This is a genomic window from Coleofasciculus sp. H7-1, assembly GCF_057473865.1.
On sequence record NZ_JBYCCT010000051.1, the window covers coordinates 113,329 to 137,946 of the forward strand.

General features: G+C 46.2%; 24 protein-coding genes and 1 pseudogene. 15 read left to right on the forward strand and 10 right to left on the reverse strand.

Annotated elements, in window-relative coordinates:
- The first annotated feature begins 42 nt into the window (after window positions 1–42).
- Both AC2VDX_RS12675 and AC2VDX_RS12680 read left to right on the forward strand, forming a co-directional pair.
- The gene (locus AC2VDX_RS12675; RefSeq protein ID WP_378180637.1) at window positions 43–1,029 is read left to right on the forward strand and encodes an aldo/keto reductase; all 987 of its coding nucleotides are present in this window, start codon (window positions 43–45) and stop codon (window positions 1,027–1,029) included.
- Window positions 1,030–1,167: 138 nt separating this feature from the next.
- Window positions 1,168–2,260 (forward strand): annotated as a pseudogene (locus tag AC2VDX_RS12680) (aldo/keto reductase).
- Between the two features lie 934 nt (window positions 2,261–3,194).
- Here the strand turns inward: AC2VDX_RS12680 and AC2VDX_RS12685 are convergent.
- The 3 genes from AC2VDX_RS12685 to AC2VDX_RS12695 are packed head-to-tail and all read right to left on the reverse strand — an operon-like array spanning window position 3,195 to window position 5,696.
- On the reverse strand, window positions 3,195–3,827 hold the full coding sequence (locus tag AC2VDX_RS12685; protein WP_378180640.1) for a response regulator transcription factor: 633 nt from the start codon (window positions 3,825–3,827) through the stop codon (window positions 3,195–3,197).
- The gene (locus AC2VDX_RS12690) at window positions 3,824–4,732 is read right to left on the reverse strand and encodes a S1C family serine protease (RefSeq protein WP_378180643.1); all 909 of its coding nucleotides are present in this window, start codon (window positions 4,730–4,732) and stop codon (window positions 3,824–3,826) included. The genes AC2VDX_RS12685 and AC2VDX_RS12690 overlap by 4 nt, the downstream gene beginning before the upstream one ends.
- A gap of 1 nt (window position 4,733) precedes the next feature.
- A complete protein-coding gene (locus AC2VDX_RS12695) occupies window positions 4,734–5,696 on the reverse strand; it encodes a S1C family serine protease (RefSeq protein WP_378180646.1) in 963 nt (320 codons plus the stop codon).
- Window positions 5,697–6,161: 465 nt separating this feature from the next.
- On the opposite strand from AC2VDX_RS12695, the gene AC2VDX_RS12700 reads away from it, so the two are divergent.
- The 9 genes from AC2VDX_RS12700 to AC2VDX_RS12740 all read left to right on the forward strand — a co-directional run bounded on the left by AC2VDX_RS12700 (window position 6,162) and on the right by AC2VDX_RS12740 (window position 12,893).
- The gene (locus tag AC2VDX_RS12700) at window positions 6,162–6,332 is read left to right on the forward strand and encodes a hypothetical protein (RefSeq protein ID WP_378180649.1); all 171 of its coding nucleotides are present in this window, start codon (window positions 6,162–6,164) and stop codon (window positions 6,330–6,332) included.
- 36 nt (window positions 6,333–6,368) lie between these two features.
- A complete protein-coding gene (locus tag AC2VDX_RS12705; RefSeq protein WP_378180652.1) occupies window positions 6,369–7,181 on the forward strand; it encodes a lycopene cyclase domain-containing protein in 813 nt (270 codons plus the stop codon).
- Window positions 7,182–7,228: 47 nt separating this feature from the next.
- Complete coding sequence (locus AC2VDX_RS12710) at window positions 7,229–8,689, forward strand: RtcB family protein (RefSeq protein WP_378180655.1); 1,461 nt, start codon at window positions 7,229–7,231, stop codon at window positions 8,687–8,689.
- A gap of 297 nt (window positions 8,690–8,986) precedes the next feature.
- Window positions 8,987–9,760, forward strand: a complete 774-nt coding sequence (locus AC2VDX_RS12715) for a carbonic anhydrase (RefSeq protein WP_378180658.1) — start codon at window positions 8,987–8,989, stop codon at window positions 9,758–9,760.
- 201 nt (window positions 9,761–9,961) lie between these two features.
- Entirely contained in the window at window positions 9,962–10,846 is an 885-nt protein-coding gene (locus tag AC2VDX_RS12720; protein WP_378180661.1) for a CobW family GTP-binding protein, read from the forward strand.
- A 106-nt stretch (window positions 10,847–10,952) separates the two neighbouring features.
- Complete coding sequence (locus AC2VDX_RS12725) at window positions 10,953–11,384, forward strand: archease (protein ID WP_378180664.1); 432 nt, start codon at window positions 10,953–10,955, stop codon at window positions 11,382–11,384.
- Between the two features lie 200 nt (window positions 11,385–11,584).
- The gene (locus AC2VDX_RS12730; RefSeq protein WP_378180667.1) at window positions 11,585–11,938 is read left to right on the forward strand and encodes a hypothetical protein; all 354 of its coding nucleotides are present in this window, start codon (window positions 11,585–11,587) and stop codon (window positions 11,936–11,938) included.
- Between the two features lie 77 nt (window positions 11,939–12,015).
- The gene (locus AC2VDX_RS12735) at window positions 12,016–12,375 is read left to right on the forward strand and encodes a hypothetical protein (RefSeq protein WP_378180670.1); all 360 of its coding nucleotides are present in this window, start codon (window positions 12,016–12,018) and stop codon (window positions 12,373–12,375) included.
- 2 nt (window positions 12,376–12,377) lie between these two features.
- Entirely contained in the window at window positions 12,378–12,893 is a 516-nt protein-coding gene (locus tag AC2VDX_RS12740) for a hypothetical protein (RefSeq protein WP_378180673.1), read from the forward strand.
- Window positions 12,894–12,991: 98 nt separating this feature from the next.
- Here AC2VDX_RS12740 and AC2VDX_RS12745 read toward each other — a convergent pair whose 3' ends face one another.
- Entirely contained in the window at window positions 12,992–13,504 is a 513-nt protein-coding gene (locus tag AC2VDX_RS12745) for a hypothetical protein (RefSeq protein ID WP_378180676.1), read from the reverse strand.
- 122 nt (window positions 13,505–13,626) lie between these two features.
- Here AC2VDX_RS12745 and AC2VDX_RS12750 point away from each other — a divergent pair, with 122 nt between their 5' ends.
- Together AC2VDX_RS12750 and AC2VDX_RS12755 are read left to right on the forward strand one after the other, a co-directional pair.
- Window positions 13,627–13,899: an AbrB family transcriptional regulator gene (locus tag AC2VDX_RS12750; RefSeq protein ID WP_378180678.1), complete on the forward strand. Its 273-nt coding sequence runs from the start codon at window positions 13,627–13,629 to the stop codon at window positions 13,897–13,899.
- Between the two features lie 151 nt (window positions 13,900–14,050).
- Window positions 14,051–14,740, forward strand: a complete 690-nt coding sequence (locus AC2VDX_RS12755; protein WP_378180681.1) for a Uma2 family endonuclease — start codon at window positions 14,051–14,053, stop codon at window positions 14,738–14,740.
- Window positions 14,741–14,752: 12 nt separating this feature from the next.
- Here AC2VDX_RS12755 and AC2VDX_RS12760 read toward each other — a convergent pair whose 3' ends face one another.
- Together AC2VDX_RS12760 and AC2VDX_RS12765 are read right to left on the reverse strand one after the other, a co-directional pair.
- On the reverse strand, window positions 14,753–16,090 hold the full coding sequence (locus AC2VDX_RS12760; protein WP_378180684.1) for a cytochrome P450: 1,338 nt from the start codon (window positions 16,088–16,090) through the stop codon (window positions 14,753–14,755).
- A gap of 611 nt (window positions 16,091–16,701) precedes the next feature.
- On the reverse strand, window positions 16,702–17,241 hold the full coding sequence (locus AC2VDX_RS12765; RefSeq protein WP_378180687.1) for a pentapeptide repeat-containing protein: 540 nt from the start codon (window positions 17,239–17,241) through the stop codon (window positions 16,702–16,704).
- Window positions 17,242–17,872: 631 nt separating this feature from the next.
- Between AC2VDX_RS12765 and AC2VDX_RS12770 the strand changes: the two genes are divergently transcribed.
- On the forward strand, window positions 17,873–20,503 hold the full coding sequence (locus AC2VDX_RS12770) for a glycogen/starch/alpha-glucan phosphorylase (RefSeq protein WP_378180690.1): 2,631 nt from the start codon (window positions 17,873–17,875) through the stop codon (window positions 20,501–20,503).
- Window positions 20,504–20,654: 151 nt separating this feature from the next.
- Here AC2VDX_RS12770 and AC2VDX_RS12775 read toward each other — a convergent pair whose 3' ends face one another.
- From AC2VDX_RS12775 to AC2VDX_RS12790, 4 genes are all read right to left on the reverse strand, one after another.
- A complete protein-coding gene (locus AC2VDX_RS12775; RefSeq protein WP_378180693.1) occupies window positions 20,655–21,263 on the reverse strand; it encodes a DUF924 family protein in 609 nt (202 codons plus the stop codon).
- Window positions 21,264–21,461: 198 nt separating this feature from the next.
- Window positions 21,462–21,638, reverse strand: a complete 177-nt coding sequence (locus AC2VDX_RS12780; RefSeq protein WP_486928170.1) for a zinc ribbon domain-containing protein — start codon at window positions 21,636–21,638, stop codon at window positions 21,462–21,464.
- Between the two features lie 237 nt (window positions 21,639–21,875).
- Window positions 21,876–22,055 carry a tyrosine-type recombinase/integrase gene (locus AC2VDX_RS12785; protein WP_486928171.1) on the reverse strand — a complete coding sequence of 60 codons (180 nt, stop codon included), beginning with the start codon at window positions 22,053–22,055 and terminating at the stop codon, window positions 21,876–21,878.
- Between the two features lie 3 nt (window positions 22,056–22,058).
- Window positions 22,059–22,448 (reverse strand): phage integrase N-terminal SAM-like domain-containing protein, encoded by a 390-nt coding sequence (locus tag AC2VDX_RS12790; protein WP_378180699.1) that lies wholly within the window; start codon window positions 22,446–22,448, stop codon window positions 22,059–22,061.
- Between the two features lie 344 nt (window positions 22,449–22,792).
- Between AC2VDX_RS12790 and lysS the strand changes: the two genes are divergently transcribed.
- A complete protein-coding gene (gene lysS, locus AC2VDX_RS12795) occupies window positions 22,793–24,397 on the forward strand; it encodes a lysine--tRNA ligase (protein ID WP_378180702.1) in 1,605 nt (534 codons plus the stop codon).
- Window positions 24,398–24,618: the final 221 nt, after the last annotated feature.

Below are 24,618 nucleotides of genomic sequence, written 5' to 3' on the forward strand. Positions count from 1 at the left end.
GCGTAGACTGAGCGCAGGCAAACTTCCACAAAGAAATTAGCGATGAAGACACGACAGTTAGGACGAAGCGATCTCACCGTCTCGGCAATTGGTTTGGGTTGCATGGGAATGTCAGATTTTTACAGCAACCGCGATGATACTGAATCGATTGCCACCATTCATCGGGCGCTGGAATTGGGGCTAAATTTTCTCGACACGGCTGATATGTATGGGCCATTCAAGAACGAAGAACTGGTCGGACGAGCAATTAGCGATCGCCGCGACCAAATTGTTCTCGCGACTAAATTCGGCATCGTTCGCAGCGAAGACCCGACCGTTCGCAGTATCAATGGCAAACCAGAGTATGTTCGCTCAGCCTGCGAGGCTAGTTTGCGTCGTCTGGGTGTAGAGACGATTGACCTGTACTACCAGCATCGAGTTGACCCAAATACTCCCATTGAGGAAACCGTCGGTGCGATGGCGCAACTGGTTCAAGAAGGCAAGGTGAGATATTTAGGACTCTCGGAAGCTGGCTCGGAAACCTTGCGTCGCGCTGGCTCCGTACATCAAATTACCGCGTTGCAGAGCGAGTATTCCCTGTGGAGCCGCGATCCTGAAGACGAAATTCTTGCCACCTGCCGAGAGCTTGGCATTGGCTTTGTTGCCTATAGCCCGCTCGGACGGGGGTTTTTGACGGGTCAGATCAAAAGCTTTGATGACTTGGCTGCTGATGATTACCGCCGCAACTCACCGCGTTTTCAGGGCGAGAACTTTCAGAAAAACCTGGAACTGGTGCAACGGATTGACGAAATTGCCCAAGAAAAAGGCTGCCAATCGGCGCAGCTGGCTCTTGCTTGGGTGCTGGCGCAGGGTGAAGACATTGTTCCCATTCCCGGAACTAAGCGGCGGCAATATTTGGAAGAAAATATCGCCGCGCTGGAAGTGAATCTGACACCAGAAGATTTGCAGCGCATCGACGAAGTGGCACCTAAGGGCGTCGCTAGTGGGGGACGTTATCCGGAATCGATGATGAGCATGGTAAACCGCTGACATTTTTGATCGACGGTGTCTGCTACAAAGATGCTTGTGACAGGTCAAAGTTACTGCGTGCAATCCTGAAAGAGGTTAATTCCTAGCAATCAGATTTTTGGCTGGCGCTAAAACTACCTTCGTTATACAAGGAAAACCATGAGATACAAGCTATTAGGAAAGAGTGGATTAAGAGTTTCGGAACTCTGCCTTGGCACAATGACTTTTGGTGAAGATTGGGGCTGGGGCGCATCCAAAGATGAAAGCCGCCAAATATTTGATGCCTTTGTGGAAGCAGGAGGTAACTTTATTGACACTGCCAACGGCTACACAGAGGGCACCAGCGAGAAAATAGTTGGTGAGTTCATTGCCTCAGAACGGGAACGCTTTGTCGTTGCCACCAAATACTCGTTTCCCTTGCATATGAGCGAACTGACAAGTCAGCGCTTCGCTATCGCTCAGGCAACCCCAATGGCAGTGGCAACCATCGCAAGAACATGATGCAGTCGCTAGAAGGCAGCCTGAAACGGCTTAAAACTGACTACATTGACGTATACTGGCTGCAAGCTTGGGATTTCATGACGCCCGTGGAGGAGGTGATGCGTGCCTTCGATGACATGGTACGCTCTGGCAAGGTACTCTACATTGGCATTTCTGACGCACCCGCTTGGATTATTTCACAAGCAAACACCCTGGCGCAGTGTTACGGTTGGACGCCGTTTGTAGCGCTGCAAGTCGAGTACAGTTTGATTCAGCGGACGCCAGAACGCGACTTGTTACCGATGGCAAAGGCATTCGACTTGGCAATTACACCGTGGTCGCCATTGGGTGGCGGTGTGCTAACGGGCAAGTACAATCAGCCCAATAGCAGCAGCCAACAAGGGCGAATCGGAACTATAGGAGGGAATATTTCCGAAAGCCAGTTAGCGAACTGACAAGTCAGCGCTTCGCTATCGCTGACGTTGTTTGTCAAGTTGCCAAAGAAAGTGGACACACGCCTTCACAAGTGGCGCTGGCTTGGCTTAGCGCTCAAAGCAGCGTCATCATCCCGATTATCGGTTCTCGGAAGGTAAGCCAGATCGAAGATAATCTGGCTTGTCTGGATGTCAAGCTGATGCCAGAACATTTGCAACGCCTCAATGAGGTAAGTCAGATCGATCTGGGCTTCCCCCATGACTTCCTGAGTAATGACACGATCCGCGATCGCCTTTATGGTGGCACATTCAACTTAATCGACAATCATCGCAGCTGAAATCAGGGTAAGGAAGAAATTAATAAACCTATGCTTTTTTCCCGATCGAGGATAGGGTCATCAAACAGGCTTCACGATTGCTTACCAACACATTCAGGAGTTACGTAAAGCTTATATATATAGCGTTCTTGTCGGTTCAATCCCCCTGTGGTTGCCCTTACTATGTGGTGATGTTGCGTAAGTCCTGACATTACGAGGTAGTGCGATCTTCCCACGATTGCTAAAAACGTTGTGATGAGATGCCAGTGGTTCAGATCCCGACTTCTCTCTCGAATTCGGGGATCTCGCCTTCACGAATCATTTAGGATTGCTATATTCCGAAGGAATTGCTGAAAACGAGTTTCATCTCTACAAAGCATTGCGAACGCTAGAGCCTGTAGAGTAATTGGGCAAATTCCCGGCGTGCCACCGATTTGAGAAGAGGACTTTCCGACGGATAATGTAGCTGACCCTGAAGGTCGCAACTTTAAGACAGCGATCGCGCTAATTGTCCCAGCGCTAATTATCGGTCGCCACACTACCATTGCTCCCCTAAATCTAAATCTAAAATCACAGTTTTCCGTGTTCCGAAATCTCTAAATTGTTCCACAATTAAGGGAACCTCTATTAAGGAATCGTTATGGGCAAGGAAAAGGAAAAGGGTGGTAGAGAATCCAAAAAGCCTAAAAAGGAATCTGATGGCGCTAAGAAGGAGAAGAAAGATCCGAATAGACACGACGGGCCAGGAGGGAAGTAAACCTAACTAGACGAGTTCCGTCTTCATATGACCCGCTCCTCTTGTAGGATAGTCTTGGCATCCCGATCTGACCTCTTCTCAACCCCTTCCTTACTAAGGGAAGGGGCAACTGAATTCCCCCTTCCCTGCTAAGGGGGCTGGGAGATTAGGTTTGCCAAGCGTGGTGCTTTAAGTGGATAGCCATCACCCTTCATCTGCTTAAAGCAGAATCAAACCCAACCTCGCACCCAGAGTAACCGCCTCAGTCCGACTAGAAGCATTGAGCTTTTGAAAGATCGATGATACGTGGAACTTGACGGTATGCTCGGAGATGGTCAAGTGCTTGGCAATATTCTTGTTACCCATTCCCAGCGCCAGCATCCCTAAGACCTCGATCTCCCGTGGTGTCAGCGCCTGAATCGGGGAAGCAGGCAGTCGGCGTGCGGAGGACTCTTTGAGAGGTAGCAAATCCATAAAGTCTGGATGCAGCACCACCAGCCCAAGCGCTGCTGCCACGACAGTTGCGACAATTTCCTCAGCCGTTGCCGTTCGCGGTAAGATCGCTTGCACGCCGACTTGCAAAACCGACTCTAGCCAAGTGCTGTGGGGGTTGTTCGCTAAAATGACAAATGCCGGAGATTCTGCACCAAGCGCGAGTAATTTCTCTTCAGCAGGATCGTCATCTGAGAAGGAATAATCCAGCAACACCACATCGGGTTGTAGTTCCTCCGGCACCAAAGTGTCTGTGCTAGACGAACTACCGACGATTTCCAGCAACTCAGAGGTGCGGATGATGCTCTCCAACCCCGCACGCACGATGGGATTTTCGGCTGTCACCATGACCGAAATCACGCTGACTTAACCTCTGGAAAGGTTGGTTCGGCAATGTTTTGATTACCAGATGCGATCGCGTAGCACCGTCTGCCAGAACGCAGAAATTCCCACACCAGCTGCTTTCCCGGTTCGGCATACTTGAGAATGCTTTTGAGATCGTCAGGGGTATTAAAATATTCACCGCCTACTCCCATTAGCACGTCGCCAATTTGAAGACCCACCGAGGCAGCCAAACTCCCCGGAGCAACTTCCAACACCAATAAGCCCAAAATGCGCTGATTTTCTAAACCAAGCAGCACCGGACGTAGGGTGACACCCAGAGAGGGAGGGCGATCGCTTTTGAGAAAACATTCTACTCTCTTGCTGGGGATTGCCAACGCTAAACCACCTGCAATCATCGTGTTAATCCCAATCACTCGCCCCCGTGCATCGGCAAGCAAACCACCAGAATTTCCGGGTGCTAGCCGAATATCAGCCTTAACCCATCTTTGAGTGCTGAAGTCATCAATGGAGTCAGTCGCGTGGATAATTCCCTTGGTGAGTGCGCCAACTAGACCCAGAGGATTTCCCACTGCCAGCACCAGTTCGCCGACTCGGAGATTGGAGTCGCCAACCGTGACGGCTGGAAGGTCAGTTGTCTCAACCTGGAGTGCCGCTAAATCCTGTCTGGAGTCGATGTCTGTGCGGATAGCCTCAATGACTCGTCCATCCCAAAGTTCGACAATCGCCCTGTCGAAAGGGGCGACATGAGCGTTGGTGATAATCAAACCTTGAGAATTCCAGATTACACCTGAGCCGCCACTCCCGCGACTGCTGCGGACTTGTACGGTACAACGGCGTAGTTGTTCGGCGATTTGCGACAACTCAAGGGCAATCTCTGCACTTGCACCTGTATTCTCTAATGTTGCGGTTGCGATCGCCATCTTAATCCTCCCTCGCCGGTCGTTCGCCAACGGTGAGTGCGACTTCCAGGGGCGCACCCCCCCGAATCAGCTGCACTTTCAGGGTTTTTCCGACGCTTTGTGTCCCCAACATCGCCTGCACGTTCCCCGTGTCGCTGACCGGGTTGCCATCAATTGCGACTAACACATCGCCAATCAGCACCCCAGCTTTATCCGCAGGGCCATCCGGCTCAACGTTGACAACAATCACCCCACCATTAGAAGCCAGAGAAAGCGCACTCTTAAGCGTATCGGGCAAGCGAACCGGCTGCATTCCCAAACCCAGGTAGCCTCGTGCAATCCGTCCTTTTGAGAGCAACTGATCTACCACCCGGTTCACCGTAGACGCGGGAATCGTTAAAGCCATATTGCGCGGCCCGGAGGTGTTCATACCTGCAACTTTACCGGCTGCATCGACCAGCGGCCCGCCTGAGAAGCCGGGATAGAGGGTTAAATCGAGACGCACAAATCGATCGATCGAGCCACCGCTCATACTACGCCAAGCATCCCCTATCGCGCTCACCACACCCATAGAGGCACTCACACCCTTCTCAGTCCCTCGTCCGAGTGCAAGTACCAGATGACCGACCTTTAGCGTTGCCGCATCGCCAATTTCCGCAACCGGGAATTCTATGTTTTCTAGCTTCAGAACAGCTACATCGGTGCTAGCGTCACGACCCAGGACGGTAACGGGTACTGTCCGACCATCTGGTAAGGTGACGGTGATTTCCTCTTCGCGCTTGATGGTCTCGTCAGAGGTGACGATGATACCTGGTCGCCAGTGGATACCGCTTGAGGAGGAATTCCGCATTAGCCATCCTCTTCTCCCGTAGGAGGTTCGCCCATTGACTGCCACAACTGACCAACCCACTCGCTCAACAGTATCGGCTAAATTGTTGGAGAGAGCCAGCAAGGTGCTGGACATCTCCGATGAAGATAAAGACATTCCATTTCTCCACAAATGCGAGAGCTTTTACGGGACAACTGCCAATACGGTTCGGTAAACTTCTCCCTCCACCCCTCTCCACCTCTTCCTAACCCTCCTCTACTCTTGGCAGGGAAAAGGAATAAATTTTTTTTGACTGGAGAGGGGCGTTTAGTTCCCCCCGTTCCCTGGTAGGGAACGGGGTTGGGGGGTTAGGTCTACCCGATCTAAACCGGATTGCCACTTCCTTGTGCTGATATCATGCCGTTTTGAAGAGACGGGCGGCATCGGAGAAATGGGGAGAACTCACCCTAGAAAAATGGCTAGGGTTCCGTGTATTCCTAATTACAAGCCAACTTTATGAGGGCTAACTCCTCTGGCAGAACTACACCCCGCACGAAGGTAGTTCTTAAGAACGAGGTAAGCTGAGAACGGTTTCTCCAACATAGACAGCAGGCAAGTCATGCAAAACGCAAAAAACGGTCTATGGAACTAAAAGAAACCAATCCATCCCAAAAACCGGAAGACAAGAACTCCGAGCTAATTACTCAGGTACAACGGGATAGTGTAATTACCTCTGAAGACTTGCCTTTGAAGCCATTTCGCATCAGCCTGACCGTAGCGATGGTAATTCTATTGCTGTTTTTTGCCTTTTAGTTCGGCATCATTAATGTTTAGAGTATTGCTAGCAAGATGAGCTACTTCGCGTTTCACCTTGTCTTTATCCTGCCACCACTCTTCTTTTTAGCATGGCTTGGGCGGCAACCTCTGGCTGGTATCGGAGGACTCAGAGCGTGGTTAGGGCTGCCCCTGATAGCGCTGATTGCACTGATTTATACTACACCGTGGGACAATTACCTGGTTTGGCGCGATGTGTGGCACTACGGCACGGATCGTGTGGTGGGTACGATTGGCTACGTGCCCGTTGAAGAATATTTATTCTTCATCCTTCAGCCACTGCTAACGGGTTTTTGGCTGTACTGGCTGTTTCCTCGCACAAGTGAGCCAGCACAGCAGGAGGATTCTCCTGGGGTGCGAGTATCTGGCATCGTTTTATGGAGCGTTCTGAGCATTGCTGGAGCTTTCATGTTGCAGTCGGATCGGACTGTGTACATGGGGCTAATTTTAGCTTGGGCAGGTCCCGTACTGGCGCTACAGTGGGCAGTTGGAGCAAAGCAACTCTGGGCTAGAAAAGACGCTTGGCTGATTGGCACTCTGATCCCCACAGTTTACCTGTGGATAGCCGACCGCATCGCCATCGGACAGGGCATTTGGAGCATTTCTGAGACCTATAGCACTGGATTTAAGCTGTTTGGGTTGCCGATTGAGGAAGCGACGTTCTTTTTAGTCACGAACCTGCTAGTGGTGCAAGGACTTTTATTGTTTCTATTGGTGGGGAAGATGCGATCGCTCCTACCACCGATCTCTTTACCCATTCTCAATCATCGGCAGGTAGAACTTCCAAAACGTCTTTCCCAAGTAAAGTCTGGAAACGATACGGTTTAAGACGGTTGCCTCTATTTGCCACATCACTTTTTGGGAGTAAAACCGAGATGCCTATTAAGGAATTTTTAAAACAAATTTCTGACACGGTATGGGAAATTCCGGTTTCCTACAAGGAAGGGATGCGCGTTCCCGCCCGGATTTATGGAACCGAGAAGATAATTTCCGAATTAGATGAAGCGGTTTACGACCAAGTTACTAATGTAGCGACGCTTCCAGGCATAACCAAATATGCTTTGTGTATGCCCGACGGACACTGTGGCTATGGTTTTCCGATTGGTGGCGTGGCGGCGATGGATGTGGAAAATGGGGGCGTGATTTCTCCTGGCGGTATCGGTTTTGATATCAATTGTGGAATGCGCTTGATGGTTACAAACCTCACCTACCATGAAGTCAAACCTTATATCAAAAAGCTGGTAGATAGGCTCTACGAAAGGGTTCCTGCCGGAGTGGGAAGCAGTGGCTTTGTGAAATTGTCGCGGAATGACTTTCGCAAAGTGGTCGAACAAGGCGCTCAGTGGTGCGTTAATAATGGCTATGGTTGGGAAGAAGATTTAGAACTAATTGAAGAAAACGGCTGCATTAAGGGTGCTGATTCTGCAAAGATTAGTGACAAGGCAATTGACCGGGGTTTCAATCAAATTGGAACTTTAGGATCTGGCAATCATTATTTAGAAATTCAAGTTGCTCGAAAGCAAAATATTTTCGATCCAGAGTTAGCCGAGACAATGGGAATTACCATGCCGGATCAGGTGGTGGTAATGTTCCACTGTGGTAGTCGCGGATTTGGTCATCAAGTGGCAACTGACTATCTGCAAAAATTTTTAAAGGTAATGGATAGCAAGTATGGAATTAAAATACTGGATCGAGAATTAGCTTGTGCGCCCTTTGATTCTCCGGAAGGACAAGCCTATTTCTCCGCCATGAAATGCGGCATCAATATGTCTTATGCCAATCGTCAAGTGATTCTGCATCGTATCCGCGAAGTGTTTTCGGACATCTTCGGACGTTCTGCGGAAGACTTAGGGATGCACATGGTTTATGATGTTGCCCATAATACCGCCAAGCTAGAGAGTCATGTTGTAGATGGGAAAGCGCGATCGCTCCTCGTCCATCGTAAAGGTGCAACTCGCGCTTTCGCACCGGGAATGCCAGATGTTCCGGAACGGTACAAAAAAATTGGTCAGCCAGTTATTATTGGCGGCAGTATGGAAACTGGTTCTTATTTATTAGTTGGCGTACCCACTGGCGACCAAACTTTCTTCAGCACTGCACACGGAAGCGGACGCACAATGAGTCGTACCAAGGCAAGAAAAACTTGGCGCGGAGAAACACTCCTAAAGGAGATGCAAAATAAGGGCATATATGTCCGCAGTACCTCAATGTCCGGACTGGCGGAAGAAGCGGGTGCAGCTTACAAAGACATCGATGATGTGATTGAAGCGGCTGAATTAGCAGGGATTAGCAAAAAGGTGGTGCGGCTGACACCGATTGGAAATATTAAAGGATGAAGAAAATTTAACATTTGAGCGATCGCCTGATGCACCGAAACACAACAGCACTCTTGTATTCCGGCTAGTCTAATGCACCCTACCATAAAGCATCAGTGTTGGTAGGTAGCAATTTAGATAAGATTCGCGTTAAACCGCCATCTTACTTGCATCTTTGGTGTTGCACCTTAGCAGTATGAATCGTGCAAAGCCCACACGGATGAATCCTTTTAACGTGCTTGATAAATTGCATCCTAAGTTGCAGTAATCTTAGCTAGTTGCAGTAATCTTAGGTTTTAGCTAAGGATTTAGATAACTATGGATATGAAAATACATCATCAATTAGAAGGCATACTGGAAGACCAGGCTATAACAGAGGAAGAGTTGGAAATCAGCCACCAAATCTATCACAGTGGCATTAGTATGAGGGATGCGGCTAAGGTCAAACCTCCTACTATCAAAACGATAACAGAAGCAATTCGGGCGCTAAAGATTGGCAATGCTCTCTTTTTCAGCGGACGCAGACTTCCTATTGATTTTTCCGCCGTTGAACGTCGCGCACAAATCCTCATGCAGACTCCTTTTGCTGTTGTTCTTGGCTGTTCTGATAGTCGAGTGCCGACCGAAATAATTTACGATCAACAAGCAGGCGATTTATTTGTTATTCGTATTGCCGGGAATGTTGTTGAGGCAGGCACTTTAGGAAGTATAGAGTATGCTATTAAGCACTTAAAAACCCTAGTAGTCGTGGTGATGGGTCATGAAGGCTGTGGTGCAGTGCAAGCAGCAATGCTAGATGAGGCACAACGGAGTTTGGAACCTTACTATGTTAAGTCTTTACTCGATTATATTGTGCCAGCCGTAAACAAATTGCCAGCGATTCGTGACCCAAAGGCACGGATGCGAGAAGCAGTGATTGCTAATATTCGTCGGCAAATATACAAACTTAAGCAAAATCAAGTGATTTTAGAAGCAATTCAAAGTCAGCAGATTGCAGTGATTGGTGCCTACTACGAAATTAGTAGCGGCGCAGTTGATTTTCTAGAGACAGAAGCGGAGTTGCATCTTGATGATGAAGAATTAGCTCAGTAGTTCTAAGTTGCATTAATCAGCTTGTGGATATCTTGCGCCGCCCAATTTTTTAGAAACATTGAAAACTTAAAAAGCAGTGAGGTTAACTTAAATATTGCCTAAGTACATTTCTGTTTCTTGTTAATTCAGTTGTTTGGTTCATAGGTATCAAGATTTTACAATGCAGTGCCACACGCCATCTATTGACAAAAATGGTATTTCATGAAAAGACGCACGCCTCTCACAGTAATTACAGGACCACTTGGAAGCGGAAAAACAACTCTGCTTCGTCATATTCTCGACTCTTTTCCTAAAAAGATCGCCATTTTAATGAATGAATTTGGCGAAATTGGTATCGACACTAAAATCATTCAAGGTAAAAATGTCCAAATTGCGGATCTCGGTGGCGGTTGCGTATGCTGTTCGCTGTTAGGAGAGTTTGAAGCGGCTGTTAATGAAATCATTGATAGCGTTGACCCGGATAATATTGTGGTTGAGACAACTGGAGTCGCAGAACCAGATGCTTTGGTTTTCGACATTCAAGAAAGCTTAACCAAAGTGCGACTGGATGGAGTTGTCACGGTTATCGATGCAGATGCAATGGTGAAATATCCGTCTGTGGGACATACAAGTCGAATACAAATAGAAGCAGCAGACACTATCCTTTTGAACAAAGTCGATTTGGTTTCCGAAAGCGAGTTAAAGGCAATAGAAGATAAATTGCATTCTTTAAACGAAGTCGCCTCAATTTTGCATACTCAGCGATGCCAAGTAGACCCGGACTTACTATTTGGTATTGGTCGAGAGCGAGTACAACCGCCACCCCATCACGTTCACCAACTTGAATTCGACTCGTTCGGTTACACTTCAGATGCTACATTTAATCGCCAATGTTTTGAAGTATTTGCCGATAGTCTTGGTACAGATGTTTATCGAGCAAAAGGGTTTATCCGATTTGCTGAAGGCATTTATCTGTTTAATTTCGTGGCTGGACGCTGGGATCTGGAGCCATTTGAACAAGAGGCGACAGAACTGGTTTTTATCGGCAAACAGGTGAGGGCAAGAAAGGAAGAAATTCTGAATCGTTTAAAGCCGTGCGAACAATAGTAAGTTGGGTTGAGGTGAGCGTTACCCAACTATATAAACACTTGTTGGATAACACTAAGTCGCTTAAGCCAACCTACAACTGAACCGTATTGCGAACAATAACCTTATGTCCTACGAGTTTCTTGAAGATGTTGCTACTGCCGATATTGCTTTTCGCGCTTGGGGAAAGAATCTAGAGGAACTTTTCAAAGCGGCGGGTGATGCAACTATGAACGTAATGATTGAAGATTTAGACTCAATAGAACTGAAGGAAACGCGCACCTTTAGCTTAGAAAATGATGAATTGGATATGCTGTTATTTAATTTTTTGCAAGAATTCATCTACTACAAAGACAGCGAGTTACTACTGCTCTTGGCGCAACAAGTTGAGATTTCCGAGAAAGATGGAGTGCATCAGCTAAGTGCGGTTACGAAGGGAGAAAAGCTAGATAGCGATCGCCATCAGCAGCGAGTAGATGTCAAAGCGGTTACATTACACCAGTTCCAATTAGAAAAAATCGATGACGGTTGGACGGCGATGGTAATTCTTGACATTTAGCACGTGTCTGTGAATTCGAGAATTGAGAGCGATCGCTCTGGCTCTGTTCAGAATTGAAGTAGTCCAAACGAATTTCCGTGGTTTTACGGTGATGCGGCAAAGGAGTCCAACCGAATTTCCGTAGTTCTACGGTGATGCTTCAGGTGCAAAAGACAATACATTAGCATGCAGTGAGTATCAAACTTTATTACTTGAAACTTATGCTATTTTTTTCAATTAACTCAGTAAAAAACGCACTCGTTCAGGCACTTGAATATTTGCCTGATTTTAGTCAAATGACTTCTTTTCAGAAGGGAACAGTTATTGATCAAACCTTTAAATCTATTTTGAAGGATTTGATGACTCAGTTTAAGATGGAACCAGGTATAGATTATGTAGATAATTTGAGGGATAACGAACCTGCAACAGATTTTGTAGCTTTATCTGAGAGAGCAGATCAGCTAATTACAGGTTTAATGGATGGCAAAATTATAGCAGTCAACACACATATTAAGAAAGACAAGCAAGGTAATCCGTATCAGGTAAAAGCGTACTTCCGAAAAAAAGCATCTTAAGTGTATTGTAAAAATGAATTATGCAATACCTCATGTTCTAATAAGACTACAAATCTCAAACGAAAAGATTAATAAAAATGGAATCAAAATTTTTTGAGAGTGGCAATTATATCTATGAATGTAAAACTTCTCCTTCTCCTACAAGAATCGGAGGATACTTTGACACTTCGTATCTTAACTCATCAATCAAGAAACTCAAGGTAAGATGGAAGAATGGGAATATCCCAAATGTTCCAAGCGGCTATCGTTATGTTTTTCCAATCAATTATCTTGATGATGAAGCCCTGCAATTGTTGCAACAATTGCAGAGGGATTATCCAGGTGTGGACATAAGGTATTATGACTGTGAAAAAGTTCAGAAACTTGTGGAAAGTTTAGAAAAGGTTGGTGATTTGCAATCTTTGGTTAATTACATCAAGCAAGTAAGGGGGAAGTAGGAGTGGCTCAAGATTTATACTTTTATAAGCAAAAAATATTTTCTAAAAAGGTAGCTCGGCTTTTTTCACAAGAAGAGCTTCATAGCGCGGTAAAAGCATTACTTGCCAACCGAGATTTGGAAGATGACACAAAGCTCCGAGGTGAACTATTTGAGGAAGTTTTAATCGACTTTGATGTCAGTGCTTATGAGAAAGAAATTAAGAAACTCTTAGAGACTGATACTGAGTTTATCTCGCCTCAGTCTCGTCGTTTTATGATGAATAAAAAGATTTGGTCTGTTATTCAAAAGATTGTCTTGTCTAAGTATAGTGGAATCGAGAAGAATAAGGATGAGCTGTCTGTAACTGATAGTAAACTTGATGGTAAGCTAAGGGAACTTTGTCAGCAATTGAAGAACCAGCCTAATAGTGATAGCAAACCTGCCAATAATTCAAGTTCATCTCTTCAGTTATTAAGTGATTATTCTACTCTAGAAAAACTTTTTAAGAAAAACTTACTTTTTGTCAACATTCAGTGATTACTTGAATATTTTTTTACTTTAATTAAGTCTATCATCACTTGAATCCGCGTAATTATGATTTACGTTTGTCTTTATTTGGAAGTCAAGTTTCCCTATCAAGAGGAGAGTTGTATTCCCAGAATTCTCCGAGTTCCATAAGGGGTAATTTCATAAGTCGTTACAACATTGCCGTTGCGTTCACTTATAATATTACTTGCTTGGTGTGAGTACGTATTGTTTTGTGTTCCAATAGTTGTACCGTTATTTACGCCTATATTTACTTGTTTCCCTGAGTGATTAACATTAGATTGTTTAACACTGTTAGTGAGTTGTTGAGCTTTTACTAACTCTATAAGCTTCTGGGATGTCTTAATAATTTCTTCGTCTTGATCAGCCTCTATTTCAATTAGCTTTTCGGTAAGAGCTGACTTCCATGCTTCAGGCTTCTTCTCATATTCAATTAAAATCATTTCAAGAATTGAGGAATCGGCTGACTTACGAATAATTTGTTGTTTAAGGAAACTATAGATATCTTTTATAGTTTCACTAATAGCCGCCCTAGTAGCCGACTCAGTAAGAAATAAAAGACCTGTTTCTATGGCTTTAATGACGAAGTTTCTATCTGTCACTGGTTGTCCTCCTGAACATTTGCAATACTAGGGGTATGAACCGTTTTCATGCAAAAACACGTCATAGGCTTATATTATAAGCTTGTTCCTATAGAGTATGCGCCCCCAGCAACATACCGAATATGGATATACTCACACTTGAACAATTTGGTCGTCTTCTCATTCCCAACGAGATACGAGAACAACTTGGAGTGACCAGCACCACTCAGTTCACTTTGGCAGTTCAAGACGCTAAGCTGATTCTGGAGCCTTTGCCCCAAGAGTCCAAAGTTTATCATTCAGGCACGTCATTAGTCGTTGAATCAGAGCCAACAGGTAATTTAGAAACGGCACTCGAAGAAATACGGGAAGAACGTATTAGGGAATTTATTACCAGCAGTGAGAACCCTGTTTGATACCAGGCGTCCTATATATTGTGATGGCTCGACTTGTGCAAGTGCCGCAGTAAGAGAGTACACTTTTCAACTCACGATGCCTATCAAAAACCTGGGTTCAGCTGCCCCGCCTAGCTAAGATACAAGCAGTAAGTTACCAGAGGGAGTCGTCATGGTACAGTACAACCCGTTGCAGTATCTTCCCAGTGCTGAAGAACTGCCCGACTCAGACGATACCCCAGTGGATAATGAACTGCAAATCCTCATCCCTATCCTGCTACGAGGAATCTTAGCTTTAGTGTGGGCAGACCGCAGAGACTGGTTTTTCGGAGTCAACATGGGAGTGTACTACGAGCCAAACCAGGCGGCAATTGTACCGGATGGCTTTCTCAGTCTAAGAGTAGAGCGATTTAAGCCGAATGGTAAGGTGCGACTTAGCTACGTCCTTTGGCAAGAAAACAATATTGTCCCGCAGTGGGTATTAGAAGTTGTCTCGAAAACTCCAGGCGGTGAGTATGACCAGAAGATGACAAAGTATGCCCAACTCGGCGTGCTGTACTACCTCATCTATAACCCCGATTACGGCAAACGAGATAAGCACGACTCGTTTGAAGTGTATCGTCTAGAGAATGGTGTCTACGAGCGTCAGATGGGTTCCCCGGTATGGATGCCAGAAATTGAGCTGGGAATAGGGTGCGAGGTTGGTACTCATGAAGGATACACCAGAGAGTGGTTGTATTGGTACGACCAAAATGGCAATAAACTCTCTACCCCCGGAGAAGTTGCACAGCAGGAGCGTCAACGGGCAGAGCGTTTGGCGGAGCGACTGCGACAGATGGGAGTTGACCCCGATATTCTGTAGAAATGCGATCGCTTATCGCTGAGTCACTAACATCTTCATCCCATGTTTTGGGCGGAGTGTTAACGAGGGTTGCAGCACCACCGGATAGTCTGGTTGTAGCGTCAGGCGGAATCTTTGCGCGATCGCGACTAGTAGTAAACTTGCCTCCATCATCGCAAAAGCCTTGCCAATACAGATGTGTTGACCGCCACCAAAGGGAAAATAAGCAAAGGTGGGCAACTTCTTGATCAAATTATCTGCCCAACGATCGGGGTGAAAAACTTCTGGATTTTCAAAGAAGCGAGGATCTCGGTGCATCGCCCACTGATTGATAAACACAGTTGTACCCGCTTTTACCTCATACCCCCCCAGAACGCAGTCTTCTACAGCAAGTCGGCTCATTCCCCACACCGGCGGATACAATCGCATTGATTCCAGCACAACTCGCTCTGTGTAAGGCAACTGACGTAAATCGGCAACCGTGGGTGCGCGATCGCCCAACACTGTCTTTAATTCCTCTTGCAATTTCGCTTCTACTTCTGGGTGCTGTGCAAGTAGAAACCATGTCCATGTCATGGCGTTAGCAGTCGTTTCGTGCCCCGCCAAAAATAGAGTCATTGCCTCATCTCGCACTTGCTGATTCGTCATCCCAGTTCCATCAGATTCATCCCGCACCTGAAGTAACAGCGAGAGTAAATCGCCCGTATCTTTGTTACCACTGGCTCGTCGCTCGTTAATAATGCGATAGACAATCGCATCTAATTGTTCAATTGCTCGTTGGTAGCGCAAGTTACTAGGAGTAGGCACCCAACCTGGAAGGAAATATTGATTGAGCAGATCGGCATTAAAATCCATCACTGCATTTAGCGCCGCCTGCACCCCTTCCGCTTCATCCTTAATATCAACATCAAACAGTGTTTTTGACACAATTTCTTCGGTCAACAACATCATATCTTGATGAATATCGCGGATTTCGCCATCGTGCCATTGGTCAATTAATTGCTGAGTATAAGCAACCATCACCTTTCCATAGGCGACAATTCGTTCCTGATGAAAAGCTGGTTGAACCAGACGGCGTTGACGCTGCCAAAAGTCGCCTTCACTGGTCAGTAAGCCGTTGCCTACAACGCGCAATCCGCGTCGGTATACGCTACTTTTAACAAAGTTGGGGTATTGAGTGACTAATACTTGTTCGATCAAGTCGGGATGGTTCACTAAAAAAGCTGTAAATGGACCGAACTGCCAGCGAACCAAGTCGCCATACTCCCTAGCACATTGGCTAAAGAACTTAAGTGGATCGCGGTTTATTTCTGGAAGATGACCTACAAGAAAATGACCTTTAGGGCCAGGTGGTAAATGTACTGCGGGCATAAACAACTCGGTTAAAAATGCTTTTGTGGATCAGGACTTACGCAAAGCTTATACATATAGCGTTTTTTCGGGTTCAATCCCCTGTGGTTGCCCTCAGATGTAGCGCAAGTTGCGTAAGTCCTGTGGATAATCAATTGGTTTTATGGCTGCTCATGCCGAAAAATTGCTATCATCTCGGTTTTTGTTGAGTTATAGCTGTTCAAAACCGAAAATTCTCATTCTGTTTTCCTACCTTGATTGAATTTCTGATGCTTTCTACGGTTCAATTTACTGGCATCGTAGTGAAGAGTTACGATTTGCCTAATCCACCTAGGGATAGAGAAAGCGCTCGATAGAAAGAGAGAGTTAATAGCCTAGGAGCGATCGCCTATTCTCCATCGGTTAGGTTAAAGCACGAAACACAGCCTCATCCTCTTTATTTCCTAACGCTAGTGTCAACAAGTGGCGTTTGAGGTCACAAAAACCACCAATACGGCTGGATTTAGCGTTAGATTTCGCTTTGGCTAAACCCAACTCACAAGGTGAAAGTATGTAGGTTATTTAATCGCCGATCCTCACAAACGGTATTTCAGAATGTAGAAAATGTGTTGCCCTGAGTAGTGTCGTGGCGATTACTTCTGGACTGTACCATCAGGCATCGTTACTTCTTCTAAGCGTGCTTCACTCAAATCGGTGTCAATTACAGCCGCATTGGTCAGGTTTGTCTTCAGCAAAACTGCCCCAGCCAAATTTGCTTTGAGCAGAATCGCTCCTGTTAAAATTGCGCCAAATAGAATGGCTTCGCAGAGATTTGCGTGCCTTAAATTGGTTTGACTCAGGTTCGCTCCACCTAATACGGCTCGGTTTAAGTTTACCTGCTTCAAATTGGCTCCTGTAAGATTGGCACCGCTGAGATTTGCTCCCGCTAAATTCGCTCCCTCCAGGTTTGCCCCCGTTAAATCTGCATCCTTCAATTTCGCCCTTCTCAGGTCTGCTTGTTGTAGGTCTACGCCACGCAGATTTGCACCCCTGAGGTTGATCATGCTTAGATTGGCTCGACTGAACTTCGCTCCATCCAGACAAGCAAAGGTGAGTTTTTCTCGGTATAGATTCGCTTGCCTAAAGTCCCTTTGCCCTGCTGCATACTTGCTTCTGAGTGTCTCAGCATTCATATTCACTACTTCCTAGGTGACAGTTAACAATCTTGTTCATTACCCAGTGAATGTTAATGTCCTGCAATAAGTTCCCTAGTTGCTTTTTGCGGGACTCCCAGAAAGCCGTTTTTCAACCACGCAAAGCAAGACAGCAAGCTCATGCTATTTTCTCTCCAAGTATTTTTTAATAAATGTTTAATCTTACTTCTACCTCTAATTTAGGGAATAAATCGTGAAGATATGTCTGATGCTGAGCCAAAGATTTGTAAATCGGGCAGCCAACCTTAAAAAGTTGTTACTTTTTAATAAAAATAACGGCTTACTATGCATTTATTTACCAAATATGCGTAACAAAAATTATCAATATTATGTGGATTTTTAGGGCATGGCACTGCTGTAACCCTGAGATAATGAACGATTAGCCGCTATAAAGAGTTATGTTTATTTCCACGACTTTGCTTAATAAAAAACTATAAAAATCATTAGCCAAAATATAATAATTTTGGGTTTAAATCAAAGATTTACACAATTCGCTTAGGCACTGGTTTTGTGAAGACGCTCTAGCCAATACTCCCCGGCGTGTCAGCCTAAAGTCGGTTATGACAGGATTGGGAGTAGCAACAGACCGCTGTTAAACGGAGATTTATACATGACAGAAAGTAGTCATCAGCCCTCGCAGGGAGGGCGTTTTGAGCCGCAGTATGACGGGCACGCCGACCACCTGAAGACACCCATTGAACCCATTGAACCCGTTGAAGTCCAGGTGGAAGACGATCGGACTGGGATGACGGTAGCGACCCTGAAACGGGCGTTTGCAGATAACCTGTATTATTTGCTGGCAAAGGATGAGTATTGGGCGACGCCCCACGATTACTACATGGCGATCGCTTATACCGTGCGCGATCGCTTGCTGCACCGATGGATTAACACGGTCAGAACCTACATCGACAAAGATGTCAAAGCCGTATTTTACCTATCGGCAGAGTTCTTGATGGGTCGTCAGTTGGACAATAACCTACTCAATTTAGGTTTGTACGAACGGGCACGCCAAGCTATCCACGAGTCCGGACTCGACATCAATGACCTCAAAATACTCGAAGCAGAACCCGGACTCGGCAATGGGGGTTTAGGGCGTCTGGCGGCTTGTTTTCTCGACTCCCTCGCCACCTTAGAAATTCCGGCAGTTGGCTACGGCATTCGCTACGAATTCGGAATCTTTGAGCAATGGATTCAGGATGGCGCTCAAGTCGAACACCCCGACAAATGGCTCCGATTTGGCAACCCTTGGGAAATTCGCCGCTCAGAATTAACAGTTGAAGTGAACTTCGGCGGATATACAGAAGCTTACAGCGATGGGCAAGGTCGCTATCGGGTGCGTTGGATTCCCCAGCGAAAAATCTTGGGGACGCCCTACGATACGCCCGTATCTGGGTACAACAACAATACAGTAAATACGTTGCGCCTCTGGCGTGCGGGTGCTTCTGAAGAGTTTGACTTCCAGATTTTCGACAGCGGTGACTATGCCGGTGCCGTTACCAACAAGATATTTTCTGAGAATATCTCAAAAGTTCTCTATCCCAACGACAACACCTCTCAGGGTCGGCAACTGCGCCTAGAACAGCAGTATTTCTTCGTCAGTTGTTCCCTTCAAGACATTATCAATACGCATCGGCGCATCCACCAGACTTTTGATCGCTTCCACGAGAAGGTCGCTATCCAGCTAAACGACACGCACCCATCGATTGGGGTTGCCGAACTGATGCGGTTGCTGGTGGATGAGTACGATTTGGGTTGGAACCGAGCTTGGTACATCACCCGGCGCGTCTTCGCCTACACGAACCATACACTGCTCTCTGAGGCTCTAGAACGTTGGCCTGTGAGCTTGTTTGAGCGTCTGTTGCCTCGGCACTTAGAGATTATCTATGAAATTAACCGCCACTTTCTCGATGAGGTGCGTGCCAAGTATCCGGGCGATGAGGCGCGGGTGGGGAGATTGTCAATTATTGAGGAAGGTGCCCAGAAGTACGTCCGCATGGCGCATTTAGCTTGCGTAGGGAGCCATTCCATCAATGGGGTGGCAGCACTACATACAGATTTGCTCAAAGCGGATGTCTTGCGAGATTTCTACGAATTGTGGCCCGAAAAGTTTAATAACAAAACGAACGGGGTGACACCGCGTCGGTGGTTGTTGCTGAGCAATCCCCATCTGTCTGAGCTGATTACACAGAAGATTGGCAAGGATTGGGTAACGCAACTCGATCAACTCAAGCAGCTAGAAGCGTTTGTTGATGATGCTGAGTTTTGCTCTAGCTTCTCGTCGATTAAACGCAAAAATAAGCAAGACTTGGCAGAGTACATTCTGCTCTACAACGACATTGAAGTAAATCCAGATTCCCTGTTTGATATTCAGGTGAAACGGATTCACGAGTACAAGCGTCAGCTGTTGAACGTGCTGTACATTATTACGCTGTACAACCGGATCAAAAAAGATCCCAATGTTGATATTTTGCCCCGGACTTTTATTTTTGCAGGCAAGTCGGCTCCCGGCTACTACATTGCCAAACTGGTCATTCAGTTGATTAATTCGGTGGCGAAAGTCGTCAATGATGACCCGGATGTGCGCGATCGCATTAAGGTTGTTTTCTTGGCAAATTTCTCTGTCTCTCTCGGTCAGCGAGTTTATCCAGCCGCCGATCTTTCCGAGCAAATTTCCACAGCTGGCAAAGAAGCTTCCGGCACCGGCAATATGAAGTTTGCGATGAATGGGGCGCTTACCATCGGGACGCTGGACGGTGCCAACATCGAGATCCGCCAAGAAGTCGGACCTGAAAACTTTTTCTTATTTGGCTTGACAACTCACGAAGTTTATGAGTTGAAAGCCAGAGGATACAACCCGCGAGACTATTACCATAACAACGCCGAACTGCGAGAAATCATCGACGCGATCGCTTCCGGCTACTTCTCCCCCGACAATCCCGCCCTTTTCAAACCAATTGTAGAATCGCTGCTTGACAGGGATGAGTATATGCTCTTTGCCGACTACCAGGCGTATATTGACTGCCAGGAAGAAGTCAGCCAAGCTTATCGAGACGCACACAACTGGACTCGAATGTCAATTCTCAACGTTGCTCGCACGGGTAAATTTTCCTCAGACCGCACCATTCGAGAGTATTGCCAAGAAATTTGGAACGTCAAGCCAGTCAAGATAGATTTGAAAGAGTATCAACCGCATACAGCGGGTTTGAAGGTGAAGGGGCAACCCAAGCGCCCTGTGCTTTAATTAACCACTTGTAAGTAAGCGGGTACGTCCCAAGTAGGCGACAGCGCGACAGCTGATTCAGTTGCATATTGCTCATTAAAATGACGATCCAGGCTGCTGAAGAAACTCTCAGGACTTACGCAAAGCTTATACATATAGTGTTCTTGTCGGTTCAATCCCTCGTGGTTGCCCCTAAATAATGGTGATGTTGCGTAAGTCCTGACTCTGCCTCTTGGGGCGTTGTCTCTCGATCGAGAATCTGATTACGATGAGGAAATCGCCCAAACCGTTCAATTACCTCGAAGTGTCGAACTGCGTAGGAAATGTACGCAATACTGTCAGGATCGTCGCTCAGTTGCTGAAATAACTCCACTGATTGACGCTGATGTTCGAGATTTTCACTATGTTCAAACGGTAAGTAATTGAAGCATCGCTGAATTGGCAGCAGTTCTCGATCGAAGCCATTGGCAACTGCGTACTGTGCCGCAGACAGAGCAAGGCTATCGGTAGCGAAGGCTATTGCAGTCCCGCGAAACAAATTCCTGGGAAATTGATCTAATAGCAGTATTAGTGCCAGACAGCTTTGGGGTGATTCCTTCCAGCGATTTAACCGATCCGCTGCGGCTAGTTCGTAGTCTTGTAAGAAGCGGGTTCGGATCTCCTCATCAAACTGCGGTTTTTTGGTAAACCAGACTTGACGGGGTTTTCCATAACCCGCCTCATCGGGCTTGCCAAACCAAAAATCCAAAATTTCATTGATTTGTAAGCTGACCCCACGCATAGAATGCGGGGGATGAAAGCCCTAGCCCATAACTTGCACTAAACAACAAGCCAGTACCGAGCGTTCGGGAAGGCTTACAAGCGCTCCCCCAAGACTAGAACAGGACTTACGCAAAGTTTATACATATAGCCTTTTGTAGGGGCAATCCCCCTGTGGTTGCGGTGGCAGATGTGGTGCTGTTGCGTAAGTCCTGAAATATTAATTGCGCCGTTCACGCTCAGCGTCACCATCCCAATTGCACGCCTGATTAACACATTTGAAAGATTTACCATTGCGGCTACCAATTACACCGCAGGAATGGCATGATTTAGACGTATAAGCAGGAGGAACCAGCACAACTTCAATACCAGCGGCAAGAGCTTTGTAGCTAATCAAAATCCTGAGAGCGAAGAATGCCCAAGAGTTAGACAGTCTACGTTCCTTGTTTGTCAGTTTTGCGTCAACGTTCTGATTGATGTAGTTGCAAGCATCTGCTCTCCGCCTGAAGGGTTGCCTGAATCATGTCCGCCTGCTCAGATGTTGGTTGAAGTTTGCAGCTAATAGTCAGAATGCTTTTCATCCTTTTAGCATATCACTGCAATGAAAGAAAATATTTACAGGCGGTTTTAACCGCTAATCGCTTACCTCCCCATGTCGCGCATCCAGGGGCTTCTGCTCGTTTTTGGTGACGCGACTTTTACTGCCCTTACCGTCTCGCACCAGGATTTGATGTTGGGCAAAATCGACGTCCTTGACACGCAAGCGTAACCCTTCGCACAATCGCAGTCCACTGCCATAAAGTAACTTCACCACCAACTACTGAACGCCACAGATCTGTTGAATGACCGCCTGCGCCTCTGTTTTGGTCAGGACAGTGGGAAGGTACTGAGAGCGTTTTGCCCGAATTGCGTTCACCTCAGATACTTCTAGGCTTAAGACCTCTCGGTACAGAAAGAGAATGGCATTGAGTGCCTGATTTTGAGTGGAAGCAGCAACTTGCTCTTGCACCGCCAGATGCGTCAGAAAGGTCTCAATCTCGACCCGCCCCATTTCTGTGGGATGCCGCTTGTCATGGAACAGAATATACCGCCTGACCCACTGCACGTAGGTTTCCTCAGTCCGATAAGCATAGTGCTTGAGCCGAATAGCATCTCGCAGTTGGTCTAACAGCTTTTTGGGACGCGGTTCCATGAGCAGACGAGCCACAAGAATAAATTATGTATTTAATGATACTTAAGAAGAAGTCCGTACATATCTAAAGATATGCGGAAATTTTCTGTTCAGCTACCCCGATCGGCGTATTATACTGAACTATTCTGCCGATCTAGCTAATTTGGGGTGATATGCGGAAGCTGTCTGCCGATCTCCCTGTTTTGGGGTGGATCTGCGGAAAAATTCCGTCTAATAACAAGTTAGATAGCATAAAGAGAAAAACCTCTGAGTTTGAGCCAGAGGTTGACGATTTCTTCTTATGTGCTTTAAATAACTCAGTATATTAAGTGCTGGATATTCCCGTAGAATGTAAAGACTGTAGACACATAGGTTAATTCATGTTTTGGGCTGACAAAATTGCTGAGGATGCACAAGAAAATCAAATTGTCAACGACTCAAAGACCCCTTCCGGTAGGGTTCATGTTGGTTCGTTGAGGGGAGTTGTGATCCATGATGTGATTCAGCGAGCCTTAAAACATGCTGGCAAGCCACCAAAGTTCCTCTATGGGGTCGATGATTATGATGCGCTTGATACTGTTCCGCATTATCTCGATCAAGAGAAGTTTGCCCCTTTTCTAGGCTTCCCCCTCTGCAATGTTCCCTCGCCGGAAGATAGTGCTAGCGATTACGCAAAATATTTCATGGGTGAGTTTCTGGAAGTTTTCGAGTATTTGGGGGTTAGACCAGAGGTTTACTACCTGCGTGATCTGTACCGTTCAGGTCAATTGAATTCTTATATCGATACCTTCCTCAAGAATGCTCACCTTGTTAGAGAGGCTTATTTAGAAGTCAGCAAAGCGCATCGACCTGATGACTGGTATCCCTTTCAAATTACCTGCGAAAATTGCGGCAAGATTGCCACAACTATCGTGTCAGATTACAACGGCTCGGAAGTTTTCTACACTTGTAAGCCTGATGCAACAGATTGGGTGCAGGGTTGTGGTCATTCAGGCTGGATTTCCCCTTTTAATGGCAATGGCAAATTGCCCTGGAAAGTGGAATGGGTTGCTAAATGGGATCTGTTGGGAATAACGATTGAGCTTGCCGGTAAGGATCACTCTCAGAAGGGAGGATCTAGAGATGTTGCCAACGCCATCTGTCGAAAAGTGTTACGGAAGCAGCCACCTTTCCATTCACCTTATGAATTCATCTTGGTGAATGGGACGAAGATGAGTTCATCGAAAGGAGTTGGTTCAAGTGCTAAAGAAATTGCTGAGTTGCTTCCTCCTGAACTACTTCGCTTTTTGATGCTGCGAACTCAACCCAAGACAGTTATCAACTTCGCTCCTAACTATGAAACAACAACTCGATTGTTTAGGGACTATGATGCTCTAATCGAGAAGTATCAGGCTTTATCGCCAGATGTTCAACAAGAATCCGCTCTGCCTGAAGATTTGATGCCATTATTTTATGCTCAACTTGACGGCGTGATTAAGCCCTACCATCCAGTCGATTTGAGCACGCTGATTTCCTTACTACAAGTGCCACATCGTGATATTCATGAGGAGATTGAAAGACGCAGTACTCAACCTTTAAGTGAGTATGACCTGCAGATTGCAGATCAAAGGATTTCGGTTGCTCAGAAGTGGCTGGCAGACTACGCTGACGAAGAAGAAAAGCTAGTTCTTTATCTTGACAAGATTCCTGAAAAGGCAAGAGACTTGACGCAAGAACAGATCGCCTATCTCAAACGGCTAATTCAGAGCTTGGCTAATGTTAAAGCTTGGGAAGCTGAGGAATTGCAAACAACATTATTTTCAACGGCGAAAGAACTAGAGATGCAGCAACCCGTTGCATTCAAGGCTGTTTATTTGTCTTTCTTGGGCAAAGAACGTGGACCCAAAGCGGGAGCCTTGCTGTCGTATCTAGAGCGTAGTTTCGTGATTTCTCGTCTTCAAGATATCGTGCAAGCGAATACATCTCAAACTGCTCTCGTTTCTTAATAGGTATGAGTTTAGTTGAGAAAACTCTGTACCTGTTCTTGAACTAAAAGTGCAAGAACAGGTTGCTTACTGGATTCAATTATTTGCTATATATCCCTCTTCTGTCACTTTCCGAATATAATGAATAAAGAAATTGAAAAATAAAACTCTACACAGTAGGTAGGGCAATGGATGTAGAATTACAAGTTTTCAAACATTTAGCTAGAGATGCCCATCCCACA